The organism is Indolivaga capnocytophagoides (genome assembly GCF_036511535.1).
Taxonomy (GTDB): Bacteria; Bacteroidota; Bacteroidia; order Bacteroidales; family Dysgonomonadaceae; genus Dysgonomonas_A; species Dysgonomonas_A capnocytophagoides.
Genome location: NZ_AP028867.1, coordinates 1,706,262 through 1,718,737 on the forward strand (window position 1 = coordinate 1,706,262; position 12,476 = coordinate 1,718,737).

The 12,476-nt window shown below is 38.5% G+C and carries 8 protein-coding genes; 3 read left to right on the forward strand and 5 right to left on the reverse strand.

The window, feature by feature from the left end; genetic code table 11:
- Positions 1-25: 25 nt before the first annotated feature.
- The 5 genes from AABJ51_RS06955 to susR all read right to left on the reverse strand — a co-directional run bounded on the left by AABJ51_RS06955 (position 26) and on the right by susR (position 9,722).
- A complete protein-coding gene (locus AABJ51_RS06955; protein WP_338374972.1) occupies positions 26-1,474 on the reverse strand; it encodes a glycoside hydrolase family 30 protein in 1,449 nt (482 codons plus the stop codon).
- 78 nt (positions 1,475-1,552) lie between these two features.
- Positions 1,553-2,923, reverse strand: coding sequence for a DUF5016 domain-containing protein (locus AABJ51_RS06960; RefSeq protein ID WP_321577259.1), 1,371 nt, complete (start codon positions 2,921-2,923; stop codon positions 1,553-1,555).
- A gap of 88 nt (positions 2,924-3,011) precedes the next feature.
- Positions 3,012-4,532 carry a RagB/SusD family nutrient uptake outer membrane protein gene (locus tag AABJ51_RS06965; protein WP_338374975.1) on the reverse strand — a complete coding sequence of 507 codons (1,521 nt, stop codon included), beginning with the start codon at positions 4,530-4,532 and terminating at the stop codon, positions 3,012-3,014.
- Positions 4,533-4,560: 28 nt separating this feature from the next.
- Complete coding sequence (locus AABJ51_RS06970; RefSeq protein ID WP_035332250.1) at positions 4,561-7,542, reverse strand: SusC/RagA family TonB-linked outer membrane protein; 2,982 nt, start codon at positions 7,540-7,542, stop codon at positions 4,561-4,563.
- A gap of 530 nt (positions 7,543-8,072) precedes the next feature.
- Entirely contained in the window at positions 8,073-9,722 is a 1,650-nt protein-coding gene (susR, locus tag AABJ51_RS06975) for a SusR family glycan utilization regulator (protein WP_338374979.1), read from the reverse strand.
- Positions 9,723-10,081: 359 nt separating this feature from the next.
- Here susR and AABJ51_RS06980 point away from each other — a divergent pair, with 359 nt between their 5' ends.
- The 3 genes from AABJ51_RS06980 to AABJ51_RS06990 all read left to right on the forward strand — a co-directional run bounded on the left by AABJ51_RS06980 (position 10,082) and on the right by AABJ51_RS06990 (position 12,412).
- Positions 10,082-10,786: a tetratricopeptide repeat protein gene (locus tag AABJ51_RS06980; RefSeq protein WP_035332252.1), complete on the forward strand. Its 705-nt coding sequence runs from the start codon at positions 10,082-10,084 to the stop codon at positions 10,784-10,786.
- 125 nt (positions 10,787-10,911) lie between these two features.
- Complete coding sequence (gene ribH, locus AABJ51_RS06985) at positions 10,912-11,406, forward strand: 6,7-dimethyl-8-ribityllumazine synthase (protein ID WP_026627705.1); 495 nt, start codon at positions 10,912-10,914, stop codon at positions 11,404-11,406.
- Positions 11,407-11,545: 139 nt separating this feature from the next.
- Positions 11,546-12,412, forward strand: coding sequence for a hypothetical protein (locus AABJ51_RS06990; protein ID WP_338374983.1), 867 nt, complete (start codon positions 11,546-11,548; stop codon positions 12,410-12,412).
- Positions 12,413-12,476 lie beyond the last annotated feature (64 nt).

Here is a 12,476-nt window from a genome sequence, read left to right on the forward strand (position 1 = left end):
TATGCGGTCTCCTTTGCATTTATATTTATTTCAACAGGAAAGATGCTACCGACGAATTCGGCACACTATACACAATACGTTTTCCGTTGGTTTGATCTTTGACTGTCATATTTATATTATTTCCCGATTCGTTTACAACAACAAGCCCTCTGCTACCATCAGGATTAAGGAATGCTGTTGCTGTAGCTCCTTCAGGAAATGCTCCGGTAAACGATGTCGAAATCATTTTCGCTCCTGTACGGCATACTTTACTGAAATGGCTCAACATATAATATTCCAGTTCTTTTTTGGCATCATCACCATCAATGGTAACAATACCACGGCAATCTTCGCAGAAAGTCCCTCCGGGTGTTACAGGACCATGCTGAGAGTTTAATGCAATATTAAACATCATAAAGTTGCTCGATCCGTTCTGCATACATGGAACCATAAAATCCGAGATATAATAAAACATAGTTTCCATTTCGGTTCCTGTATTCCAATCACCGCCGGATAGTTCGGTTTCGTATATGCTCTTCGTTGGAAATGCGGTTTTCACTTCATTGATAGCCGAAGGTTTCCCTGCATATCCGTGAAAAGCCGTTCCATCGATATAAGGATTTGCCACAGCATCACTCAATACATTTATGGCATAGTTATAAATATCAAAATTATGATCGAGAACCAATATTTTGGTAGTTATGCCTGCCGCCTTAAATTTAGGCCCGATATACTTACCGATAATTTCGGCCTGTTCCTGCCACGACATTTTCATAGAAGGGTGAACACCCGATTCGAAATCAGCCTCATTCTGTAAGGTAATAGCATCTATGGTTATGCCTTCAGCTTTCATCGCCTGAACATATTTTACGAAATAAGTCGCATAATCGTCATACACTTCTGGTCCTTTCAAAGTACCAAGATTGAGTTTACCCGAGCTTTTCATCCATGCAGGTGGAGACCATGGGCTGGCTATTAATTTAATATTGGGGTTAATAGACAGAATCTCTTTCAGAACAGGAATCAAGTCCCTTTTATCTATCTCAGGGATGGCAAAGTTTTCAATGCCCTGCTTATCGCAATATGTGTAGAGATCCATAGAAAAATCAGATGCACCGATAGCAATTCGGATACTTTCGAGTCCGGCTCCTTCTTTTGTATCGAACAGATCTTTCAATACCTGTGCTCTCTTTTCTACCGACATTTGTTGCAGCAGATAAGCCGACGATCCGGTTAATGTACCCCCAAAACCATCTATGGTCTGGTATTTAGTCGAAGGATCTATACGTACAACCACATCGGTTATGTCATTCGTATAATCAATAGACAGTTCCTTGTTCAGGTATATTTTAGATTGTGTTGTAAGCCACATTCTCACCTCATTGTTTTCGGTCGGATTCTGCTCATTATCATCCGAAAATCCCGAATCGGTATTATAATCGATGCAAGAGGTTGCCAAAAGCAAGGAGAATATAGGAATCAAATATTTTTTCATATTCTTTTGAGTCTTTAAGTACCGGAACTACTTACTTTTCGGGTGAGTAGTCCGGTCATTGTTTATAAGATTCGTTAATCAAGGCAGAGTTACCTTTTCGGCAGTAACGACTTTAGTTGCCAGATTGATGGTTATTTTATAGTTCCCCGATACAGCTCCTTCTGCAGGATACCAGTTTCCATCATTTTTACCCAGATCGGTGTCTTTTGCGATGAGTGCAGGCATAGTAAATGTGGATGATTTCTTTTCATTCGCCCAGTCTCTGTTCTCGAAAGGTTTGAAGTTTGCTTTTGATGCATCAAAATAAACAGTCGCCTGATAAGTATCCGCAGCTACTTTACGGAATATTATCGCTTGCAGCGGAGCATTGAAATCCCATGCTGTATGCGCCTCGGGTTTCACCTTAGACGGATATCCCAACCCTTCGCCGCATGTCAGCAGGATATTAGGATAAGCTCTGTCCTGAGGTTCAACAAGCATTACTTTCCGGGTAGGACTGTAATACAAGTCATAGCTACCTGCATCGCCTGTAAATTTCACTTTATCATCAGCAGTACGTTCAAAATAATCCATATTATAAACCACATCAGTTGAAGCCAATTCATCGAACAATGTTACTTCCTGATTCTTTTCGAATGTACGGGTAAGCTTTTTAAACGCCTCATTACTTGCTGTTACATCACCGAAATTATCGAGAATAAGATCATTCGGATTCAATTTGCTACCAACAAGGGTTGTTGCGAACTTATAATTATCAAAAACCACCTGAGTGATATAATCAACGCCTTCTGATGTTGTTGTAATATAATCGCCGGTCTCATCAACTAACTGAACAGCACCGCCTTTTAAACCCCATACACGTCCTGAGAAGTCGATCTGATTATCATCAGTCAGCTTTTCGGCAATACGGTAACGGATATTATTTGACTTGATTTTCACCTCCGCCGACTCGTATTTGTCAGACTTTTCGGATTGAGCCGTCAATGGGTAAACAGTACCATTATCCAATACCAGATACAGTTTGCTGTAATAGGCTCTCTTGCCTTTCAGACCCGAAATATTTCCTTGAGTCTGATCACCTTCCACGTTAGTCAAAGTGAGCAATACTTCAACATCGGCATTATCGGGTAATTCGGCTGCATACGCAACTTTGAACTTCGCCGAAACTTCAGCTTTATTTCCTGCAGTACGGATGGTTTGCTGAGCAATGAGTACGTCATTCACAACCATTTTCATCTCCAATGTAGAAAGAGGAGTTGCTTCGTCTGCCACTTTAGCTGTGATTGTAACCGAATCTCCATATGTAAATGTTCCGGGATTGATCGCAGCATCCTCTATAACAGGAGTCGAATGAGGATAAACAGTCCGGGAATCTTCTTCTTCACACGAAGACAGAAGCAAAGCTCCGGCACATAAGCCCCATATTATATTTTTATAGATATATTTCATAATCTTTTGCTTTTAAGGTCTCAGACCTTTTTATTCTTATTGATATTCGGTAAACGAGTTTACTGATCTAATAAATAGCTCCGTGACCTCAATAACCCGGATTTTGGGTAAGATTTACATTCAGATCGAGTTCACTCTGAGGAATAGGCCATATCAGTTTATTTTCATTCAGGCGAGAAGCATATGTATTCTGATGATCGGTACAAGCCTGCATTACCTGAATAAAACGTCCCCGACGTTTCAAATCCATCCATCTTTTACCTTCGAATGCAAATTCGAAACGGTTCTCGTTTTCGATAGCCAAACGCATGTTATCTTTGCTGGATGCTGTAGTATTAGGCAGCTTAACACGTGTACGTACCAGATCTACCAATCTTTTAGCCTCACTCAGATTTCCTAATTCGTTTTCGGCATCAGCCAATAGTAAAATAGCTTCCGGCAAACGGAACAGCACAATATTTCCGGCTTCCTGCGATCTCAGTTTGTAGCAATAAGGGTATTTGTTAGACGGCCAATACTTGTCAGTCCATTTACCTGTAACATCACCAAACATAATTGATGCATCTCTACGTATTGTATCTTTTGCCGAAGTAAAAGCTCTGTAAAGATCCTGACTGGGTGTATTAAACTTTTTCCAGTCGATACCATAAAACATCTGAGCCCCCCAGTTGCCCAATGTAGACCAACTGTTGTAATCGACTTCGAATATCGATTCCTTAGTATGTTCATTTACAAGATTTACACTTGGCAATACTCCATTCGAAGGCGTTTCGGCTACAGCAAACAGATCGTTATAATTGTCCATCAAACCATAACGAGTGTCCGACACTACTGCCTGAGCATATTGTTTTACTTTATTCCAGTCGGTATTAGCCACACCGTCTTTAGTCGCATATACCTGCGCCTGTATCAGATGCACAAATGCTTTGGTAATCTTAAACTTATCAGTCGAATAATCCATTACACCCGATTCGGCAACTTCGAGATCGCTTACAATCTGTGCATAAATACTATCAGTTGATGATTTAGCCGGATACAGCAGCGGATATATCTCATCGATATTATCGAGGCTTATTTCAGGGATATATTGAGTAATTAAAGGTACACTTCCGTAAATCCTTACCAGATTGAAATAACATAACGCCCTCATAAAGTGAGCATCTCCACTGATTTCACCTCTGCGTTTTTCGGTCAATGCAGAATCTTTGATTTTAGGAATCCATTCGATAATTGTATTAGCTTTGGATATCTGAGAATACATGTAGCCCCAATCTCTTTTCACTCCGCCATTAGATGCAGCGATACGAAGTTCGTCAAACTGCATAGTCTGATCTTTTGGTTCTCCGGCATAAGCATTATCCGCTTGAGCATCATTCATTATATACCAGTCGAGCTGCCAGAATTCCGATCCGTAATCGCTGTAAGCTCCGGTCAACAACTGTTCCATCTGAGTAGCAGTTGTATACTCGGTTGCATGGTCTTTATCTCCCGACCCCCAATTTTCGTTGGTAAGTTCCGAATCGGGTGATTCATCAAGGAAACTGCTGCATGAGCTTAATGCCAGACATGCTACTGCTCCACAAAGTAGATATTTTATATTGTATTTCATTGTTAGCTTCTTTTAGTATTGATAAACCTTAAAAAGTCAGATTAAGCCCGAAAATAAATGAACGGGACTGTGGGTATGTACCGTAATCGATACCTAATTGAGCCGCATTACTTCCTGTCCAGCTTAGTTCGGGATCATAACCTCTGTATTTTGTTAGAGTAAACAGGTTATTTACAGTTCCGTATATATTCAGTTTCGATAATCTTAGAGTATTAAGTACTTTTTGATCGAAAGCATAAGACAATGTCAACGATTTTAAACGGATAAAAGAACCATCCTCAACAAAACGTGTCGAATTCAATACATTGAAAGATCCCACAACAGCCCGAGGTACATCTGTAATCATTCCGGGACGCTGCCATCTGTTCAATACGGCTGTCGATTGGTTTTTCGAATCGCTCATCGACTCCAACTCTATTCGGGAAGCATTGAAGATATCGTTACCGTATGATCCGTTAAAGAATGCACTCAGTGTGAAGTTTTTGAATGAAAAATTCTGAGTAATACCGAAAGTAAAATCAGGTTGAGCATTACCGATTATTGTTCGGTCACCGGGATCAGCCACTTTATTTGCATCTACTCCATTCACTCCATTGTTATTCAAATCCTTATAAACGATATCACCGGTTTCGGGATCAACACCTTGAGCTATATATCCATAAAAGGATCCTAAAGGCAGACCTTCTCTGATCATAATAACATCATCTCCATTGGTCTCTATATTAGCTGCAGTAAATTGTTTCGTAAGACCTAGTTTTGTCAGTTTATTACGGTTAAATGACATATTCACACTGGCATCCCATTTGAATGCTCCGGTCAGTATCTGTCCGTTAAGATTGAATTCCAAACCTTTGTTCACCATCTCTCCGCCATTTCTCATTGGCAGATCTACACCTACTGTTGCAGGCAAGGTGATATACAATAATAGGTCAGTCGTTTTCTTATAATACAAATCAAATTCTCCTGTCAATCTCGAATTAAAGAGAGTGAAATCCAATCCGGCATTGTATTGTGTCGTAATCTCCCATTTCAGATCGCGGTTTCCCAGTCGTCCCGGTTTTACAGCAGGCCCTTGGCCGGTTTCTTCCCTTCTGGTAATAGTGTATTTATCGTAAGAATCATAATCTCCGATTCCTCCCTGATTACCATTACGTCCCCAGCCGATTCTAAGTTTGGCATCATCCACTACTTTTGTAAGAGGCTCAAAGAATTTTTCACTTGAGAAACGCCATCCGGCAGACAATGAAGGGAAATATGCCCACTTATGATATAACTTAGAAGAGCCATCGGCACGGAAATTAGCAGTAAACAGATAACGGCTCTCGTAATCATATTGTACTCTGGTCAGATATGACATCAGCGAGTTTCCATTCTTTTCGGTTTTCGCATTATTAATTTTATTAGCCATGTTTAAAGTCATGGTCTTGTATGTTGTACCTTTTACAAAATCTTCGAGAGACATATATGCATTTTCGTGCCTGTATCTTTGCATAGTAATACCGGCTAATGCACTGAAATTATGCTTTCCTTCGAATTTCTTATTGTATGATAAGATATTTTCACTTTGCCATGTCAGGTAATTATCATCTGCATGTTCACCTCGACCATTGGCCTGACGACCGTATTGAGTTTTAACCGGATCAATAAATTTGTCCCACGAATGATCTGTGTAATCAACCGAAAAACGAGGTTTGAAGTGTAAACCTTCAAGAATTGTAAAGTCCAGTTCGAGATTACCCATAAAACGGTATTCCCGATTCATATCATAAGTATCGGTTTGTCCATAAGGGTTTTCGCGCGACGACTGGTTTGGGTCGGCTTTGTACTGCCCCTCATTATCTGGATCCCAGATCGGAATATTAGGAGGAGTATTCAAGATAGACATAATCACACCACCGCGACCGGCATTCGCATTGTCGGTCACATCCCGACGGGCATTCCGTGCAAAGCTAAGATTAGACGTAACTTTGAACCAAGGTTTGATATCGCTGCTCAAATTTGTACGGAAAGAATACCTATCGTAAGTAGCAGGTTTAATAATACCATCTTCTTTCTGATAACCACCGGAAACATAATAATTTACTTTATCGGTACTACCAGAAAGAGAAACCTGATAATTCTGCTGCACACCAGTTCCATACATTTCTTTCGCCCAATTGATATAGTTTTGGTTGGTACGATCCATACTGAAACCAACTTCATCCATCAAATCGTAATACTGCGCAGTATTTAGTGTCTTAATTTGCTTTGCAACATTCGAAAAGCCTGCGTACATAGATAAATCTATCTGAGTACGTCCTTTTGCTCCTTTTTTGGTAGTAATAAGCACTACCCCATTTGCCGCACGGCTACCGTATATTGCAGCTGAAGACGCATCCTTCAGAATCTGCATACTTTCGATATCGTTTGGTGAAACATTAGTAATATCATTTGTAATGATTCCGTCTACCACATAGATCGGATCATTACCGGCATTCAGAGAAGTAGCTCCACGCACACGTACCTGAAGACCGACCCCGGGTTTGCCCGATGGTTGCACCACCTGTACACCGGCAGCTTTGCCCTGAAGAGCCTGTTGTGCCGAAATAATAGGACGGTCTGCCCAATCATCAGCAGATACGCTTGCTACCGAAGTCGTAAGGTCGGCCTTACGTTGCGTACCATACCCGATTACAACCACCTCATTCAGTTGTTTTGAGGATTCTTTAAGAGACATATTCAATGTGCCTTGTTTTGCCTGTATTTCCACAGGCTCATATCCCATATATGTAAATACAATGATAGAATTTTGCGGCAGATTATTGAGTGAATACTTTCCGTCGATGTCTGTCATTGTCGCATTAGCCCCACCTTTCAGGCTAACCGATACCCCGATAAGGGTTTCTCCTGACGATGCATCGGTTACCGTTCCTTCAACTTTGATATTGCCTTGGGCAAAAACAATCTGAGGAAGCAGCAAAGCAACAACGAGACAAATCTTGTACAAGAATTGTTTACTTCTACACTTCATGGTTTCTTTAGATTTTAATGATTTAGTTTTAATGTAAGTTATTCTTAAGGACTCATGCCTTTTTATGATTGTCATAAATCAAGGATGAGATTATCCCCTTATCCGTACCTCTTTTCTTGTAAGGTTAATTCTGCTTCATCATTTCATGTTCTTTCTGGTTTTTGAATTTAAAATAGACTAAGTAGAAAATCCTATTTAATGATATATTATTTCATTTTGACCTCCTGTTGTACCTATGCTTATAAAAACAATAAAAAGGTCTGAGATCTTAAGATAAGCATACGTTGCTTAATATTTCAAAATTACCCGCACAAACCACTCCTCCTTCTTCTTAAATAAAAAAAGTAGTAAACATAAATAATTAAATAATTAATAATAAGATAGTTATATATACAAAAACAGGGCTAAAAAGTAGTGAATTTAAATAAATTTAAATAAAATGAGAGCATTTAATGATATACATTTAGCACAGATAAGCTCTGGCTGTTTTACTAACCAAAGCAATAAAAAAAGTTAAAAAAAAGACAGGCTTATCTAATTTTTTGAATAATCCCTATTTTCATAACCTGATTCTCAAATTCGTCTCTCGATACAGCGGCTTTATTCCTTGCCTTGGTGCGGTAGTTATATATTGTACTCAAAGAGTATCTGAGAAATCCGGCAATCTTCACACTATCCGTAATACCAAGACGTATAAGCGCAAAAATACGCAATTCGGTATTCAGCAGTTCTCCCGGTTTAAGCTGCACTTGTTCTTCTTTTATCAGTAAAGAGTTGAAGCCCTCAACAAACCCGGGATAAAGGTTTAAGAAGATATTATCGAACTGTTTGTACAGTTCCTCCAATTCATTATCTACAATGGTGGTAGATTTAAGCATTTTGAAAAGCTCATCGAGCTGGTTATTCGCAGCCTTTTTATTCAATGATTTCCGGTAATCCTCTAGCTTTCCGACATAGGTAGAGCATAAATCAAAGAAATGTGCTATATATTCTTCTTTGATATGATTGGCCTCCGACAACTGCAAATTCACATCATTCAGCTGACTATTGGTATTTGTCATGTCTTCATTCATATCTATAAGCTTGACGTTGGCTCGATACAGTTCCTTTCTTATTCTCGAAACCCGCTTCATTTGCTTATATACATATATAACAGCAACGACCAAACATAAAACCAAAATACTGGTAAAAATCAAAAATCTTTTCAGTTCGCTCTTTTGCTTGTATTCCTTTGCCAAATAAGCTGTATTTATAATCGTAAAGAACTCGGATATTTCGATAGTTCTGAATCTTACATTACAAAAAACAGCATCTTCTATTGCCGATTTTGTAAGTTTATATGCCTGATCGATATTTCCTTCTTCATAATAAGTAGAAGCCAGACTTTGCAACGAAGCATTATCCTTAATAGCATTGCGTATATCACAAATTGCGGACATAGCATAATACTGTTTCTGTAACTCCAGATTATGCTTGTTTTTATAAGCAGTCCCCAACAAATAAGTAACCATCGCATAATTAGGGTCGTCGGGCGATACATCTTTTAGTAAAAGCGTGAGCCTGTTGGTCGCAATCTCTAACTGCCCCTGATATAAAATCTTTTCAGCATATGCTATACGATACTGAAATGAATGCGGATCAAGTATGGTCAATAAAGAATCACGATAAGCCTCATTCTTCTGAAAATAAGTATGCCGGCTGTTACTCTGGGCATAATGCCCGTAAAACTGGCTGTAAGCTTCAAAATAAAGAGGAAGTAATTTTTCGCTTAAAGCCTGTCTGTTTATGGCATTCAGTATCTGCTTAGATTCCAAATAAATTCCGGAAGCCGAATATAACAACGAAAGTTTCAGATTGGTCTCGTCTATCATATCCTTATCGTGCAGAATAGCTGCTATCTCCTGATTCTTTTCCACATAAAAAATCGCAGAATCTATCTTATATTTCTTATATTCTGCCGATAACTTCATATTGATATCGTATTCCTGAGCCTTCAGCAGATTCGGTGTATCCAGCAGTTCTTTAAGTCCGTTTATCTTCTGCTCTTTCTTATCTATATATACTGCCTTATTATTCAGTTCCCTATTTAATATAGAAAAAACCGAATCAGCCTCATTCTTAGAATACAAGTGTATACTTACAGTACATATAAATAATATGGTAAATATAATTCGAATCATGGTCACAGATTTATATTATGGTTGAGCAACGGTTTAATTTGAACAGAGCAAATATTAAACCGTTACTAAATTATACACAAATATATACAATGCAATAAGTATTCGCTGAGTAAAAAAACAAAAGCTTGAAAAACAAGGGAATCCCTTGGCATCATAAAAGTAAATAAAAGCCTGAATATATAACAATTACCGCCTCTTGTGTCAGGTAAGAATACTCAAAATAAAAAAAGCAGGGAGATTTTTGTTTGAATATCAAGGAAAAGGTTTATTTTTGCGACAGCAATTTTAGGATGAGGGCGTCTGCCCTTTATTTTCGATGAAATTGACACTGATACTAAATTAAAAATATACTATAGAAAATGTCGAGCAGAAAAGAACGCGAGTTGAATGAAGAGAAAGACTGGAACAAAATTGACGAAGCTGTAATATCGTCGGGTAACTTCCTTTTTAAATACCAAAAGCAACTTATAATAGCTGTAGCCGCATTAATAGTCATTATTGGCGGATATTGGGCTTACAAAGTTTTCATCGTTGAGCCTAAAACACAAGATGCGCAAGTAGCATTATTTAAAGGTGAACAATATTTCCAATCAGGAATGGATTCACTTGCTCTTAACGGCGACGGCAACGGATATATCGGATTCATCGGAATCATCAGCGAATACGGTTCTACCAAAACAGGAGATTTGGCGAAAGCTTATGCAGGACTGTCATATGCTCGTTTAGGTCAATACGAACAGGCTTTGAGCTATCTTAAAGATTTCAGCGGCGGTGACGATATGGTTACACCTGCTGTAAAAGGAGCTATCGGCGATTGCCTTGTAAATACAGGTAAAGCAGAAGATGCAATTTCGTATTTCGAAAGTGCAGCTAAAGATGCGGACGATGCTTTACTGAGTCCTATTTTCTACAAAAAAGCAGCTATCGTTTACCGCGATCTTAAAAAATATGACAAGGTTATAGACTTATTTACTAAAATAAAAAATAACTATATGGCATCACCCGAAGCAGCAGAAGCCGATAAATACATCGCAGAAGCTAATATCCTGAAGGGTGGCAACTAAGATATCAAGTCTTTCAAAAAATACAAATCCTAAAGTTTTGTCAGCAATGGCAAAACTTTATTTTTTTGAATAAATCTGTCTATCTTTACAGTCTGAATAATCATAAAAAAAACAAATATATAATTATGGCAACAGCATATCATAATTTATCATCATACGACCCGGCAACTGTTCCTTCGGGCGAAGATATGAAAATCGGCATTATTGTAGCCGAATGGAATGACAATATAACTTATGCACTTCGTGACGGAGCTTGCAATACTCTCTTGAAAAATGGAGTTAAGCCCGAAAATATTTTGGTTGACTATGTCCCGGGAAGTTTTGAACTTATATACGGAGCGCAGACTTTTGCCGATGTACACGAATTGGATGCTATCATTGTATTAGGCAGTGTGGTAAGAGGTGATACCCCCCATTTCGATTACGTTTGCGGTGGTGTAACTCAGGAAATAGCACGTCTGAATGTTATGCACTCAATTCCTTTTATCTTCGGCTTGCTTACTACCGATGATATGCAGCAGGCATTGGATCGTGCAGGAGGAAAACATGGAAATAAAGGAGATGAATGTGCGATTGCAGCATTAAAAATGGTAGACTTCAGCAGACGCAATTCTCAATAAAAGATAGACATACGCTAGACTCTAGCCGCATACAAAATTGTAAATTATCTGATTCATAAAGATAGTTTACAATTTTTTTTGTACTTTTCAAATTCTATGTTTTTATACACACTAACTAATTTATTAAAACCTTACAAAAATGAGAAAATATCACACGGAACACTATTCGCAAGGTTACAGCTACCTCAATTTACTGACAATCGCGGCTCTATTAATCTCTGCATCTATATTTGCAGGTTGCAGTGATGATGACAACGACAATTGGGAAAAAACAAAACTAGAAGGACGCCCCAGCAGAATAACATCTTCAACGAATGGATCAATTTACTTCTATTATCAATCCGATAAGCTTATCAAGATAAAAGAAGATAAAGGCTCTACTTCTAATTTCAAATACAACGGCAATGAATTAATAGAAGTAACCTACTCTCCTACAGACAAAAATGTAGCGGATGGCAATAGCATTACAACCTTTTCTCGAGAAGGCAACATCATCACCGCAAAAAGCAGTGGAGAACCGAGCTTCTATGCCTATACTCAAGAGATAGAATTAGGAGACAACGGACTACCTGCAAAAATCTCCGACAAAAGCTTAAAAGAACCCGGCCCCGAGGGTAAAGATCTGATTATGGCAGCTCCCACATATATTTTATATACGTATGATGATTCAGGGAAGAATCTTATTGAAAAAAGGATCTATGATGCCAAAACCAACCAGTTAATGACGACATACAACTATTCGTACGATGGCAAATATGGAACTATCAGTAAGAATGGGCTGCCAGCATGGTATAATATCTATATTGAAAACCAATATACCTATCACTTTATATATCTAAACTATGCAAACAACCTCACAAAGGTTGAATTTATAAATAATGCAGAAAATTATTCTGTACCAACGACATTTTCCTACAAATACACAGATAACGGCTATCCATCAACTGTGGTATCGAATACAAAAGACGCAGACGAAGGTTCTCCCAGTTATACAATCGAATATTGATAAAACAGAAAAACGACAACCCATCAGGGTTGTCGTTTTTTATATAAAAAAAGGCACACCAAAA